We start from the raw sequence: 12937 nt of genomic DNA, 5'->3' as shown, positions 1-12937 counted from the left end.
GTTCTATTTAAACCCCTAATGGGTGTAATGATTTGATTCCATCTCTTTAGTATACCATGTCTTTTTATAAGAGAAAAAATACCTTTTTATATGTGCTCTATTTTTGATTCAATACTTCTCCACAAATAAAGAGAAGCATAGCTTAAATAGGGCTCCCATTCCTTGCTCATCTCTGCCATGTCATCTTTTGTCGGCTTAGCTTCTAATTGTAAATGTTGTTTGATCGCATTTTGGATACCAATATCTGCAGCAGGAAAAAGGTTGGGTCTGCCTAGTCCGTTTAAGAGTACATTTTGTACCGTCCAAGGTCCAATACCTCTAAAAGGAAGTAAGCGCTGTGTGATTTCTTCATCTGACATGTGCTCAAATTCATCCAAACGCAGTTCGCCATTTACAATCACCTTAGATAGATCAATGACGTATTCGGCTTTCCTTTGACTGAACTGAAGCTGGCGTAAATCCTCTGGGTGGAGCTCAGCAATAGTCTCTGGTAGCGGATCAAACCAGACGCCGTCCTTTTGCTCTCCGTAGGTTTGTACAAATCTTCGTGTCAGCTCATAGGCAAAGGAAAGGTTTAATTGCTGATGAATGATACATTTCATCAAACAATGGTACAGGTTGAAGTCTAGCATGAGCGGTGTTCCGATATGAGCTTCGAAGATGGAAGCAAGCTTTGTCTTTGAAAAATGCACCGTCACTGAACGAAGGTCATGATTCAATCCAAAAATCCGTTCTATTTGTGCGACCATTAATGTTTGCGGTCCCTCTCCTTTAATCAGTAAACAAGGCGATTCTGTTGTACCGATCGCTTGAACAGATGCGATATTGGCACCATCTGCAAGCCTTATTGGCACTTTTATTTCTCGCTTTTGCATATCAACTGCTTTCAGTGGATCATTTGATAACCGTTCAAGTACCCGATCAAAATTGTACGGTGGCTCGATGGTGCATTTTTTCTCCCACATTTTTTCCTCTCCCTTTCTCATGTGAAGGCATATATAGACTATTTTCACCCCATATGGTTATTCACTCTAGACGAATTATTCTCTAAATTGAATAACGTCTTATATAAAGAGTACAAGAATTTATCAGTTAAATCTTCCTGTTCTCACCTCTTTTTCCTTTCATTCACCGATTGTTTTTAGTCAATTAACACCAAGAATCGACACTTCTTCTGTGATTTTAGTTAGATTCTCCTTAAATTAGAAATAGATATTACGGGTGATATCAAAACTCTATGAAATTTTTGTATAATTATGACATATCAAGGAGGTGAAAAAAGGAATTAGCGGAATAGGCAATCATTTGTATCATATTGTAGGAACATATTTACCTCATTGATTTACCGGTTTCACCTAGTATCACGTTTTACAAAATGAAGACCCTAAAATTTTTTAAAACAAAGGAGATCCGACCAATGAAAAAAACAATTCTTTCTATTGCCCTTGCCACTGCTGTTTCTTCTACTTTACCTGTCTTCGCTGATGCTGCTGAGCAAAAAACAGCTCCAGTATCAACTACTTTGCAACAAACTGTTCTAAACAAAGCTGCTGAAGGAAAAGGAACTACTAACGCAACTAATGTCAATATTAACTTTGACGTCCTTGGTATTGCAAATGCACTGATCAATGCTGCTAATGCAAACACAAACCGTGAAGGCTTTGTAAAAGGCTTAATGGAAACTGCATTTTATGCTTCAGGTGCTAAGTACAATGTAATGGTATTTAACTTGAGTCAGGGGTATGAAACTCGTTTTAACGGTGTAAAAACTTTTGCTACAATTAAGTATGGAAACATCACTTACGGCGTTTGGGTATTTGAAAGCGGATCTTTCACAAACAAAGGTGATGGCGGCTACATCAACTGGGCATTCAGAGGTTGGTTCGACCGTAACGGCGGTTTCGTTAACTTCCGTCGCCCTTAATCCATCTTATTTATCATCAATCATACACGCACATCGACCGGCCTCATTCATGGGGTCGGCTTTTTTGTTTTTCTCTGATCAAACGTATAAGTTGCTTCATTCTGCTTCATGATATAATGCAAGTCTGGAGGGGTGCTCATGCTGAAAAAAATGGCAGTAACAAAAGACGGTGACTTGATAGAACATGCTACTATGCAACAGATTTCAAGCCCCGACATTGCATGGTATTGGATTGATTTTGACGCGCCAACTGAAAAAGAAGCAGCCATGCTGAAAGAATATTTTCAGTTCCATCCACTTGCGATTGAAGACTGTTTCCATTATTTACAACGACCAAAATTGGATTTTTACGAGGGTTATTTATTTTTTGTTCTTCATGCGCTCAATCAAAAAACATTAGGCTCAGAAGAAGTCGATCTTTTTGTTGGTGAAAATTATATTGTCACATTTCATTTAAAAGAAGCACCATATATAGATCGGGTGATGCGAAAATTAAAGACATCTGAAACGGCTCGCAAAAATGGACCACAGCATATTGCCTACGTATTGATTGATCAGCTTGTTGATGACTATTTTCCGATTATTTATCAAATTGAAGACCGATTGAATGAAATCGAAGATGAAGAAGGACACAAAACTTATGGAACGTTAATGAATGAAGTGTTTAATATTCGTTCAGACCTATTGAAGCTCAGGCGAACCGTTATTCCAATGAGGGATTTGCTCTATCGCATTGTGAATATAGAAGTGATAAGAAATGACACGCATCAGCGGGCCTATTTCAACGACATTTATGATCACCTGCTAAAACTAACTGAAATTGTTGAGTCAAACCGAGAGATGACATCAGACCTTAGAGATAGCTATCAAACACTTAACTCCAATCGGATGAATGCGATTATGATGACACTCACCATCGTCTCGACCATCTTTATTCCGCTTACCTTTATCGTTGGTGTGTATGGGATGAACTTCGATAACATGCCTGAACTTCATTGGAAGTATGGTTACTTTGCGGTTCTTATTTTGATGGGATTCATCGTATTTGGGATGCTTCTTTGGTTTAAGCATAAAGGCTGGTTTAAAATTTTCAAGTAAAAAAGCTTGCATCACTGCAAGCTTTTTCTTCTACAATTGAGGGAGATCCCATACTTTTTCGATCAGGAGATCATCTAAGCTTTTAAACGAGTAGCCTTTTTCTTTTAAAGAAGTAATGGCATCATCTAACGCTTCAGCATTGTCACGTGAGACCGTATGAAGCAAATAAATAGCGCCAGGATGCGCTTGTTTCATCATTTGATCATAGGCATATTTCTTTCCCTTTTGATGATGAATATGCCAATCAACAAACGCGACAGACCAAAAAACGGTTTGATACCCTAGCTTTTTTGTTTCATTCAGCACTCTTTCACTAAACACACCACGTGGAGGCCTCAAATATAAGTTATCTTGTTTTCCCGTGATCTTGTAGACCGCTTCATTCACACTCGTTAGTTCCTCTTTCATTTCTTCTGTATTCTTTTTCGTTAAATCCGGATGATGATACGAGTGGTTTCCAATAATGTGCCCATCATTTGCCATTCGTTTAATTAACTGAGGTTGATCCTTCACGAAATGACCCGTGACAAAAAATGTACCAGGAACCTTGTGTTTTTTTAAAACATCTAGAATCTTTGGTGTATAGCCATTTTCATAGCCATTATCAAAGGTGAAATAAATGACTTTCTGTTTTGTATCTCCTAAATAAAAAGCATCATATTTTTTCAATAGTGCCTTTAGTTCTTTTCCAGCGTCTGCTGGCTCGTGATGTTTACTTTTTGCAAAACCCCAATGAATTGGTTTGTTTGAAACAGCCAATGCAACCTGACCTTGTAGCAACATCATCACAGCACAAATGCACATTAAAAAGAGTTTCCTCATGTTCTTCACTTCCCGCTTTTTCTTATATTGTGCAGTATTATCGCAAGACTCATACGACAGATCTCCTGCCAATTTAAAGAAAAAGCCCGCAACTCATGTGCGGGCTCGGGCTACTGATCTTTCCAATCATTTTTAAAGCGTTCATATTTCGCTTCTAAGTCATCAATCATTTGAATCAATCTGTCTATATCCTCTACGACTGTCGATTCAGGATCTAATGAATCAATCACGTTCATAAACATATCTAATCGGTTCTTTAAGTAATCAACTTGCTTTTCTTTGCTATTCGCTGCCTTTCCCATGGAGACAACTCCTTTCCTTCACTATCGTAACTTACATTCTTTTCGGTTTCAAATCGCGTCGAATACTTGCGTACAAATGAAATGAGGCTTAAAATTAACTGTTGGCGGGTCTTAGTTTGCCCGAATGAAAAGGAGATAGATAGTCATGAGTCAAAAAATAGCACTTCGTCCAATTACAACTGCATATGACCCTTGGGAAGCCTATCTCGATGTGCAGGAATATGGAGAAATGAAGCTGACAAATATTGAATTTACAACAACAACTCTTTGTAACATGCGATGTGAGCATTGTGCGGTCGGCTATACCTTGCAGCCGAAGGACCCTAGTGCACTTCCGCTCGATTTAATTCTTCGCCGCCTTGATGAAGTTCCTTTGCTCCGTTCACTTAGTATTACAGGCGGAGAACCGATGCTTTCACTAAAATCTGTTCGAGAGTATGTGGTTCCTTTATTAAAATATGCACATGAACGTGGTGTGCGCACACAAATCAATTCTAATTTGACATTAGATTTGGCAAGATATGAAGAGATCATCCCTTACTTAGATGTATTGCACATTTCGCATAACTGGGGAACGGCTGAAGAATTTGCTAAGGTTGGTTTTGCAATGATGGATAGGAAACCTACCTTCGAACAACGCACTAAGTTATTTGATCGAATGATCGCTAATAGCCAAGCGCTTGTCAAAGCAGGTGTGACGGTATCAGCAGAAACGATGCTGAATAAGCGAACACTTCCATACATTGAGCATATTCATCGCCAAATTGTTGAAGAGATGAAATGCCAAAGACATGAAGTACACCCGATGTATCCTAGTGACTTCGCAAGTGCGCTAGAGTCATTAAGTCTCTCACAAATGCGTGATGCCATCCATCACCTATTAGATATTCGTGACCAAGATACATGGATGTTATTCGGGACATTACCATTTTATTCATGTAACACAAATGAAGAAGATCAGCGATTGCTACAAAGATTGCGCGAAGCAAAAAATGTGACAGTCAGAAATGATCCAGATGGTCGTTCTCGTCTGAATGTGAATATTTTTGATGGGAATATTATCGTTACTGACTTTGGTGATACACCATCGCTTGGTAATATTGAAACAGATACGCTACAAGATGCGTATCAACGTTGGATGAATTCAAAGCTCGCAACAGAGCTGAATTGTTATTGCCCAAATGTTCAGTGCCTCGGACCAAATGTTCTTGTCAAAAACAGCTATTATCAAGATGTTGACTTTACTTCACGCACTGCCAGGGGGTAACCATTAGATGGAAGATACATTTCTGACTGTTATTAAGAACAAATACATTGAAATTCTTATCGTTGGATTGATTCTATGGGCGGCTGTTTTCATCATCAATAAAGCACTTCAGCTCTTCTTTAAACGAACTGACTTTATTGAAGAAAAGAAAGAGAAAACCATTGTGAGTTTGGTCAGATCCATTACAAAATATACAGCTTCTATTTGTTTTGTGTTTTATGTGATTTCGCTCTTCTTTCATGACTTTGGGAAAGTACTTGCTGGAGCAGGCGTAGCAGGTATTGTGATTGGCTTCGGTGCCCAGACGCTCATACGCGATATTTTAGCAGGTATCTTTCTCATTTATGAACGACAAATTCACAAAGGTGATTATGTCACCGTTAATAATTTGTTTAATGGCACGATTGAAGAAATTGGGCTTCGTTCTCTTCAAATTAGAGAGTGGAGTGGTAAGCTTTTAACGATTTCAAATGGAGACATTCGACAAATTCAAAACTACAATATCCAATTTATGCGAATTACGGAATCCGTTTTGATTAGTGCAAATCAAGATCCTGACATTGCCTTTCAAGCACTTGAAGAAGCATGCCGTGAGCTGAACTTACATTATCATTCAATGTTAAAAAAGGACGAGTTCCTAGAAGCCATTGAACCCTTTCAAGTTCATGGGATTATGGGCTTAAATAAGGTGAACCGCGGCATTGAACTGACCGTCAAAGGAATGGTTGAGGATGAAAGCTACTTCGAAGCCGCTCTTGCCGTCCGTAAAGAAATGATCAAACAGCTTCACAAGCATCAGGTAAAACTGTTAGAAGATTTTGCCTATCCTCAGCCTGCAAAATAATTTTATCTTTTGTGAAGGGGTCATTCCATTTTTTTCAGTACTCTTACTTCTATCCACTTGCATGATTCATGTATAATAAAGAGCAGGATTCATTTTAAACAGCATGGGGACCCTCTCATACTGTGTATTTTATTAAGTGAAAGAGAGTGAAAAAGATGGGTCGTAAATGGAACAACATTAAAGAAAAGAAAGCATCAAAGGATGCCAACACAAGTCGTATTTACGCCAAATTCGGACGTGAAATCTATGTGGCAGCCAAACAAGGTGAGCCAAATCCAGAATCAAACCAAGCACTTCGCTTCGTTCTAGAGCGTGCAAAAACATATAGTGTCCCAAAACATATCATAGACCGAGCAATTGAAAAGGCAAAGGGTGGTTCAGAGGAAAACTTCGATGAACTGCGATATGAAGGGTTTGGTCCTAATGGATCAATGATCATCGTTGATGCACTAACAAACAATGTGAATCGTACTGCATCAGAAGTTCGGGCGGCATTTGGGAAAAACGGCGGAAACATGGGCGTAAGCGGCTCTGTTGCTTATATGTTTGACCAAACGGCTGTCATCGGTGTCGAAGGAAAAAATGAAGAGGAAACCCTTGAGCTTTTAATGGAAGCAGATATTGATGTACGGGATATCGTCCAAGAGGATGACACAGTGATTGTTTACGCAGAACCTGATCAATTCCACATTGTCCAAGAAGCGTTTAAGCAAGCCAGCGTTGAAGAATTTACCGTCGCTGAAATCACCATGCTTGCCCAAAACGAAGTCACATTAGATGATGAGTCCAAAGCACAATTTGAGAAATTGATTGATGTGTTAGAGGAACTTGAAGATGTTCAGCAAGTGTATCATAATGTCGATTTAGGTGAATAAATGAAAAAACAGACCTTGGCACGAGGTCTGTTTTTTCATTTCCCCATGTTCCATTTTATTCATCAAATAGGATCACGAAAATACGGTAACCTAATGATGATTAAAATACTGAATAGAGGGATAAAAAGATGTACATTTTAACTGAACATGACTCAGGAAAACTTCTACAGTTAGGAGTTGGAGAAGTATTTTTTTTAGCTTTAGAAGATAATGATTCTATAGGGTATCGCTGGAGGATTGACCCATCACCTTTATTAGAAATAACATTGGAGGATTCTATTAAAGGAGCAGATGTAGTTGGTGCCCCTGGCTTAAAACTATTTCGTTTTATGGCTAAAAAAACTGGGGAAAATGAGCTTTTGATTAAAGATCAAGCGCTTACTGGATCACCTGGCCAAAAACAACTTCATTTTAGAATTCATGTGGATTGATCAGAGGTTTAATATGACAATCGTCTTAAATGAGTTTTCAAAACTGTGATGAATATCATTGCAGTTTTTTCTTTTAATGAATATAATAAGGAAAAATATAGAATATTATGGTCATTTTTTAGGAGTGTTCCTATGGAAAAATTCAAATGTTGGTGGTTCGATTACTTCGGTTTTATGCTCATACCCTTTGTCACTCTAGCATATATAACACTTGATGGTCAGCACTCTGGCTTCTCCTACTTGTTCCTTGTGGCGTTGTTAGGCTGGATTGTATTGAATGCCTTCTCCTTTTATCGATACGAAATCAAAATGGTAAAATGAAAAAAACCTCTTTAACCGTTAAAGAGGTTTCATTTGATTTAATTCATTCCCTGAAACCCAAAAGTAAGGTGATCCTGTACAGGAATCCAAGCGCCAATGCCTTGTGACGTCACATTTTTGACAACGAGCTTGCGTTTATTTCCCTTTAAGACAAGGTAAACCTCGCCATACGTCACCTTCCCTTTTTCATTAATGGCAGGTGCATAGGCATTTAGAGCTGCCGCCTTTCTCGCTGGGACGTGATACGTTTGTTCTCTTTTTGTACCAGTACCAATCACTGTATCAAAGGCTAAAGGCAATTTTGTTTTTTGAATGGCTTTTTGCATCATTAAGTTTTTCACATCTTCCGGACTTGGTACTTTCGCCGTTAGTCCCCCGCTTATTTTGACCTGCTGCTTTTGCACATATTTTGCAAGGGCTGTTTTGTTGCCGCCACGGTTATCTATATGATTTGTATTGACCTTTTTGTACTCCCAATTGGCAACCGTTTCATTTGATTCATAACTCAGTGCCCATCTTCCAAGAAAAATGGTGGCCCGATAGCCGACTGCAAGCGGTGATCCTGAAATACTCGATTCATTTAGCATCTTAATCAAATGCGTATTTTCGATAGGTACATTTGTTGTTTTAAACAACTCTGTAGTTAGATCGCTTGGCTGAAGAAGAGGCTGATCCTGTGAAGCATTCGGATAGGTGTTCTCTTTTGAAATACTAGCAACAGATGATGGAACTTTAAATGGCTTTGCCGCTTGTGCTGGCAGACTGCATAGAAGACTTAAGGATAGAAGAACAAATAACATGATGCGAGGCGTCTTTTTCATATCATCACTCTTTCTCATTCATTTTCCCTTAGTATTTTCCCTAAATACGTCCATTATCCAAAAAAGATTACAGAAGGAAAAATCCAATCGCAATGATGAAATAAGCAGCGAGTAAGGTCGCTCCTTCAAACCAGTTCGTGTCACCATCATTTGAGATAATGACGGTGAGGAGAACAGACGATGACATCGCAATGAGTTCAGGTAATGAGAAAATGAGAGGCATCTGCTTCTCGAAAAAAAGAGAGCTGATGACTAAAATAGGTGCAACCATCATGGCAACCTGTAATGTTGAGCCAAAGGCGATTTCAACTGCTACGTCCATTTTGTTTTTATACGCCATGATCACAGCAGACGCATGCTCAGCCGCATTTCCGACAATGGCGACGATAATCACCCCAATAAACAGCTCACTCCAGCCAAATTGCTCTGCAACGGTGTCAAACGTATGCACGAGGTGTTCAGAAATATAAGCAACAGCAATGGTTGACAGTAGTAGAACACCCGTTGAAAAGAAACCAGACCATTCTGGCACTTCTTCTGTTTCTATCCCCTCTTCTGAGTGCTCTGACTTTGTCACATACACCCCTCGATGGCTGACAAGCTTGAAATATAATGCGGCTACGTACAAAAGAATCATCACAATACTAATCCCAATACTTAGAACAAATTGTTTCTCCTCAACCATTTCAACCGAAAATACTTCTGGAATTACAAATGCTACAATGATCGCAAACATCAGTAGCCCCGAATTATGGCGGGCATCATAAACACTGAATTCTTGACGTTTATATTTTAAACCACCGATAAAAAATGATAAGCCTGCGACAAGCAACAGGTTGCCAATGACAGAACCAGTTAGAGAAGCAAGCACAATGCCGGTTAACCCCTGCTTTAGAGCAAAAAAAGAAATGATCAGTTCAACTGCGTTACCGAATGTTGCGTTAAGTAGTCCACCGATTCTAGGACCTGTAATAATCGCCAAGCTCTCAGTTGCCCTTCCCATAAAACTTGCTAAACCAATGATCGTCACACAGTATATTGCAAACAAAACAGCCTGAGAAAAATGCATCATGCTACCAATGACGGATAATGGTACACCCACTATTACAATCAAAAGAAATAAACGGTTCATTCAGTCAATCTCCTTTAACATAGATTCTGACTGTTATTCTTTGACGAGCGTTGTTTGAGTATACACTCAGATCGTTTGAAATGATGCCGTCAGCTCTAAACTTCCCTTCACTGTTTGTGCCATTGAGCAATGTTTCATTGCTAGGTTCACTATTTTTTCTAACTTGTCAGCAGTTACGTCAATATTTTGAATCACAAAATGCAGGTGAATGCTTTTGATCTTTTGTGCTATCCCCTCTCTCGTCACATTCGGTTGAATCGTCAGCTCATCAAATGACATGCGTTTTTTCCGTAATAAATGAATGAGCATTTCTCCGCTACAGCCTGCAATCGCAGACACAAACAGCTCATAGGGTCTAAATCCCCATTCGTCTTTTGAAGAAATGACAAGCTTTCCAAATGAGGCATCCGCAAAGAAACGCCCATTCTCAAATTGAAACTCCATCGTTCATCCACCTTTCTATTGAAACCCTGTTATGAACATTGTACGATGAAAGTATGAACTTGTAAGGAGCTACTTATGTCACGTATTCATTTTATGATTTTAATTTTACTCGTATCCGTTTCAGGTTTTTCACAGGGGGCCCTTTTACCTGTCATTTCCATTATTTTCGAGCATGCAGGTACCTCTCCAACTTTAAATGGCTTGCATGCAACTGGCTTGTATCTTGGGGTTCTTATCGCCTCTCCTTTTATGGAGGCTCCTTTACGAAGGTTCGGTTTTAAACCGCTCATTGTCATTGGAGGCATTGCTGTATTTAGCGGTTTATTTGGTTTTGTCTTTTTTGAATCATACCTTGTCTGGTTCTTCTTACGACTGCTCATTGGTGTTGGTGATCATATGCTTCATTTTTCCACACAAACTTGGGTGACTTATGCGTCTACTTCACGGAATCGAGGGCGCAACATTTCTTTATATGGTATATCCTTTAGTCTTGGGTTTGCGGCAGGACCGTTTTTAACGCCACTGATTAAGATTAGTCCATCTCTACCGTTTATTGTCACAGGTGCTGTCAGTTTATGTATTTGGGTTCTTGCCTTTTTGTTAAAAAATACATATCCAGACACTGGTGAAGTACAAACAGATCATTTCAACAGCCTACAGCGGTTTAAAAAGGCATTCCAATATGGCTGGGTGGCATTTATGATGCCCTTTTGCTACGGTTTTTTAGAAACAACCTTAAATAGTAACTTCCCTGTCTACGCCTTGCGAAGCGGAGTAAGTGTGGATGCCGTTGCTCTTATTCTTCCTGCGTTTGCAATTGGCAGTATTGTCTTTCAGCTTCCTCTTGGCATGTTAAGTGATAAGTTTGGCAGACGACGCATCATCTTATATGTCACGCTCATTGGGGCACTTTTATTTTTAATCGCAGGACTCTTGATTCAATCCGTTCTGGCTGTTGCCATTTGTTTCTTTATTGCTGGCATGGCAGTCGGTTCTACTTTCTCACTTGGTATTAGCTACATGACGGATTTACTGCCAATAGAGCTACTACCAGCTGGCAACCTTATGTGCGGTATGGCATTTAGCGCTGGGAGCATTCTAGGTCCAGTACTCGGCGGGTTCTTTGTTCAAACCTTTGAAAAAGCGAACTTGCTCTACTTGGTCAGCTTGGTGATTTTATTCGTCTTTTGTTGCGTACGGTTTGGTAAAGCTTCAGCTCACGTTAAAATAAGTCAATGATCCAAAAGTTTCCTTCATAAAAAAACCCTGCAACAACTGCTGATCCGCGTTGTTGCAGGGTTAATTGATTTAGTGATACCCATTTTGGCCGTTGGCACCGCTGCTTGTTTTTTGTTTTGGCTTATGACCTTTGCTTTGTTTCGTATGGTTACCGTCTTTTTTCGATTGTTTAGCCATTCGTTTTTCCCCCAATCTTCAAATGAACTTTTGACGTTCACATTTAGAATGCCCATTAGAAGATTAAATGTTCCCTGGTACGTTTTTACGTTTATGTAAAAGCGCATTTAGTTCTCCGCCAAGGATAATCATAATACCGGTTAAATAAAACCAAATCATCAATATGATGATTCCCCCAATACTGCCGTACATCGCACTGTAGTTTGCAAATTCCCCTACGTAAAATGAGAACAGCATACTGACGAGAATCCAGCCAATTGATGCAAAGATGGCACCTGGCAGGACAAATTTCAATTTGAGCCGAATATTTGGGGCGAAATAATAAAGTGCTGTAAACACGATCATTAAAATGAATGGACTAATAATCCACCTTAAAGTAGACCATGTTGTCAAAAAGGCATCAGACTGACCAATCAGCTTGGCTATAAACAAGCCTAGCTCCTTCCCAAAGACAGGAAGCATTAATGCGAAGATGATCGTGAGTACCATGGCAATCGTTAAGATAATAGACGTGAGACGAACGAGAATGAAGGAACGATTTTCTTCCACTTCATATGCATGATTAAATGCCCTGACCACAGCATTGATCCCATTTGACGCAGACCAAAGTGCTGCAATAATCCCGAATGACAGAAGACCACCGTTTCGGCTATTAAGCGTCTCCTCTGCAATCGATTCAATCATTGATAAGGCGCTTTCTGGAGCATATCCAGAAATGACACTTAGAACATCTGTTGATGTCAGTGGCAAATACCCGACAAGGGTGAGCACAAAGATTAAAAAGGGGAACAAGGAAAGCAAAAAGAAATAGGCAAGTTCCGCTGATTTTGCCGGTCCTTCGTGAAGTAGAAAGCGTTCTATTAACGCTTTAACAAATCCCATTCATTTCAGCTCCAATGATGAATCCTTTTGTTTTGAACGAAAATGATCTTTCGTTTCTTCGATAATTTCAAGCACTTTTGGTGTTGTTTCTTTTAGCTGGTTCAATTGCTCGTTTAAAAATGACAAATCATCTGAGACAGAGCGTGCCAGTTGCTTCGTCTCTTCCATCTTTTCTTTCACACAGTTAGTTAAGCTGCCAGGCTCATGACGATATTGCTCTATTGTTTGCTGACAAGTGTTCCATTTTTTCCTTAAAGCCGCTCTTGTTGGCTGATGAAACAATGTCAGTAGCATTCCGCAAGCGGCACCGATCATCGCCCCTCGAAGCACAATCTGATTCTTCTCTTCCATCTCATCT

The 12937-nt window shown here is 39.5% G+C and carries 16 protein-coding genes; 8 read left to right on the top strand and 8 right to left on the bottom strand.

From position 1 onward, the window contains the following. Positions 1-86 precede the first annotated feature (86 nt). A complete protein-coding gene (locus tag ACQKEZ_RS15540; RefSeq protein ID WP_427302292.1) occupies positions 87-965 on the bottom strand; it encodes a DNA-3-methyladenine glycosylase family protein in 879 nt (292 codons plus the stop codon). 452 nt (positions 966-1417) lie between these two features. Here ACQKEZ_RS15540 and ACQKEZ_RS15535 point away from each other — a divergent pair, with 452 nt between their 5' ends. Continuing rightward, the gene (locus ACQKEZ_RS15535; protein WP_427302290.1) at positions 1418-1924 is read left to right on the top strand and encodes a stress protein; all 507 of its coding nucleotides are present in this window, start codon (positions 1418-1420) and stop codon (positions 1922-1924) included. 138 nt (positions 1925-2062) lie between these two features. Next, on the top strand, positions 2063-3022 hold the full coding sequence (corA, locus tag ACQKEZ_RS15530) for a magnesium/cobalt transporter CorA (RefSeq protein ID WP_427302288.1): 960 nt from the start codon (positions 2063-2065) through the stop codon (positions 3020-3022). Between the two features lie 30 nt (positions 3023-3052). Here corA and pdaA read toward each other — a convergent pair whose 3' ends face one another. Together pdaA and ACQKEZ_RS15520 are read right to left on the bottom strand one after the other, a co-directional pair. Beyond that, a complete protein-coding gene (pdaA, locus tag ACQKEZ_RS15525) occupies positions 3053-3844 on the bottom strand; it encodes a delta-lactam-biosynthetic de-N-acetylase (protein WP_427302286.1) in 792 nt (263 codons plus the stop codon). Positions 3845-3954: 110 nt separating this feature from the next. Continuing rightward, entirely contained in the window at positions 3955-4146 is a 192-nt protein-coding gene (locus ACQKEZ_RS15520; RefSeq protein WP_427302284.1) for an SE1561 family protein, read from the bottom strand. Positions 4147-4291: 145 nt separating this feature from the next. Here ACQKEZ_RS15520 and yfkAB point away from each other — a divergent pair, with 145 nt between their 5' ends. From yfkAB to ACQKEZ_RS15495, 5 genes are all read left to right on the top strand, one after another. Further along, positions 4292-5413 carry a radical SAM/CxCxxxxC motif protein YfkAB gene (gene yfkAB, locus ACQKEZ_RS15515; protein ID WP_427302282.1) on the top strand — a complete coding sequence of 374 codons (1122 nt, stop codon included), beginning with the start codon at positions 4292-4294 and terminating at the stop codon, positions 5411-5413. Between the two features lie 7 nt (positions 5414-5420). After that, positions 5421-6257, top strand: coding sequence for a mechanosensitive ion channel family protein (locus tag ACQKEZ_RS15510; RefSeq protein ID WP_427302280.1), 837 nt, complete (start codon positions 5421-5423; stop codon positions 6255-6257). Between the two features lie 155 nt (positions 6258-6412). After that, positions 6413-7132, top strand: coding sequence for a YebC/PmpR family DNA-binding transcriptional regulator (locus ACQKEZ_RS15505; RefSeq protein WP_427302278.1), 720 nt, complete (start codon positions 6413-6415; stop codon positions 7130-7132). Between the two features lie 128 nt (positions 7133-7260). Continuing rightward, positions 7261-7563, top strand: coding sequence for a protease inhibitor I42 family protein (locus ACQKEZ_RS15500; protein ID WP_427302276.1), 303 nt, complete (start codon positions 7261-7263; stop codon positions 7561-7563). 132 nt (positions 7564-7695) lie between these two features. After that, positions 7696-7884, top strand: a complete 189-nt coding sequence (locus ACQKEZ_RS15495) for a hypothetical protein (RefSeq protein WP_427302274.1) — start codon at positions 7696-7698, stop codon at positions 7882-7884. Between the two features lie 38 nt (positions 7885-7922). Here the strand turns inward: ACQKEZ_RS15495 and ACQKEZ_RS15490 are convergent, their stop codons facing one another. The 3 genes from ACQKEZ_RS15490 to ACQKEZ_RS15480 form a co-directional block, all read right to left on the bottom strand. Continuing rightward, the gene (locus ACQKEZ_RS15490) at positions 7923-8705 is read right to left on the bottom strand and encodes a YfkD family protein (RefSeq protein ID WP_427302426.1); all 783 of its coding nucleotides are present in this window, start codon (positions 8703-8705) and stop codon (positions 7923-7925) included. A gap of 67 nt (positions 8706-8772) precedes the next feature. Then, positions 8773-9837 (bottom strand): calcium/proton exchanger, encoded by a 1065-nt coding sequence (cax, locus tag ACQKEZ_RS15485; protein WP_427302272.1) that lies wholly within the window; start codon positions 9835-9837, stop codon positions 8773-8775. A 66-nt stretch (positions 9838-9903) separates the two neighbouring features. Then, a complete protein-coding gene (locus tag ACQKEZ_RS15480) occupies positions 9904-10281 on the bottom strand; it encodes an OsmC family protein (protein ID WP_427302271.1) in 378 nt (125 codons plus the stop codon). A gap of 75 nt (positions 10282-10356) precedes the next feature. Between ACQKEZ_RS15480 and ACQKEZ_RS15475 the strand changes: the two genes are divergently transcribed. Then, positions 10357-11520, top strand: coding sequence for an MFS transporter (locus ACQKEZ_RS15475; RefSeq protein ID WP_427302269.1), 1164 nt, complete (start codon positions 10357-10359; stop codon positions 11518-11520). Between the two features lie 240 nt (positions 11521-11760). Here ACQKEZ_RS15475 and ACQKEZ_RS15470 read toward each other — a convergent pair whose 3' ends face one another. Further along, positions 11761-12579 (bottom strand): YihY/virulence factor BrkB family protein, encoded by an 819-nt coding sequence (locus ACQKEZ_RS15470; RefSeq protein WP_427302267.1) that lies wholly within the window; start codon positions 12577-12579, stop codon positions 11761-11763. After that, the gene (locus ACQKEZ_RS15465; RefSeq protein WP_427302266.1) at positions 12580-12930 is read right to left on the bottom strand and encodes a hypothetical protein; all 351 of its coding nucleotides are present in this window, start codon (positions 12928-12930) and stop codon (positions 12580-12582) included. Positions 12931-12937 lie beyond the last annotated feature (7 nt).

The organism is Bacillus sp. NPDC077027 (assembly GCF_050269555.1).
In the GTDB taxonomy this organism is placed as follows: domain Bacteria; phylum Bacillota; class Bacilli; order Bacillales; family Bacillaceae; genus Bacillus.
Note: the sequence above shows the minus strand (reverse complement) of the source record. Positions and strands in the feature narration are given on the sequence as shown.

Excerpts from the sequence above, each read along its gene's own strand:
- ACQKEZ_RS15540 (WP_427302292.1), bottom strand. The coding sequence starts at position 965 with ATGTGGGAGAAAAAATGCACCATCGAGCCACCGTACAATTTTGATCGG.
- ACQKEZ_RS15535 (WP_427302290.1), top strand. The coding sequence starts at position 1,418 with ATGAAAAAAACAATTCTTTCTATTGCCCTTGCCACTGCTGTTTCTTCT.
- corA (WP_427302288.1), top strand. The coding sequence starts at position 2,063 with ATGCTGAAAAAAATGGCAGTAACAAAAGACGGTGACTTGATAGAACAT.
- pdaA (WP_427302286.1), bottom strand. The coding sequence starts at position 3,844 with ATGAGGAAACTCTTTTTAATGTGCATTTGTGCTGTGATGATGTTGCTA.
- ACQKEZ_RS15520 (WP_427302284.1), bottom strand. The coding sequence starts at position 4,146 with ATGGGAAAGGCAGCGAATAGCAAAGAAAAGCAAGTTGATTACTTAAAG.
- yfkAB (WP_427302282.1), top strand. The coding sequence starts at position 4,292 with ATGAGTCAAAAAATAGCACTTCGTCCAATTACAACTGCATATGACCCT.
- ACQKEZ_RS15510 (WP_427302280.1), top strand. The coding sequence starts at position 5,421 with ATGGAAGATACATTTCTGACTGTTATTAAGAACAAATACATTGAAATT.
- ACQKEZ_RS15505 (WP_427302278.1), top strand. The coding sequence starts at position 6,413 with ATGGGTCGTAAATGGAACAACATTAAAGAAAAGAAAGCATCAAAGGAT.
- ACQKEZ_RS15500 (WP_427302276.1), top strand. The coding sequence starts at position 7,261 with ATGTACATTTTAACTGAACATGACTCAGGAAAACTTCTACAGTTAGGA.
- ACQKEZ_RS15495 (WP_427302274.1), top strand. The coding sequence starts at position 7,696 with ATGGAAAAATTCAAATGTTGGTGGTTCGATTACTTCGGTTTTATGCTC.
- ACQKEZ_RS15490 (WP_427302426.1), bottom strand. The coding sequence starts at position 8,705 with ATGAAAAAGACGCCTCGCATCATGTTATTTGTTCTTCTATCCTTAAGT.
- cax (WP_427302272.1), bottom strand. The coding sequence starts at position 9,837 with ATGAACCGTTTATTTCTTTTGATTGTAATAGTGGGTGTACCATTATCC.
- ACQKEZ_RS15480 (WP_427302271.1), bottom strand. The coding sequence starts at position 10,281 with ATGGAGTTTCAATTTGAGAATGGGCGTTTCTTTGCGGATGCCTCATTT.
- ACQKEZ_RS15475 (WP_427302269.1), top strand. The coding sequence starts at position 10,357 with ATGTCACGTATTCATTTTATGATTTTAATTTTACTCGTATCCGTTTCA.
- ACQKEZ_RS15470 (WP_427302267.1), bottom strand. The coding sequence starts at position 12,579 with ATGGGATTTGTTAAAGCGTTAATAGAACGCTTTCTACTTCACGAAGGA.
- ACQKEZ_RS15465 (WP_427302266.1), bottom strand. The coding sequence starts at position 12,930 with ATGGAAGAGAAGAATCAGATTGTGCTTCGAGGGGCGATGATCGGTGCC.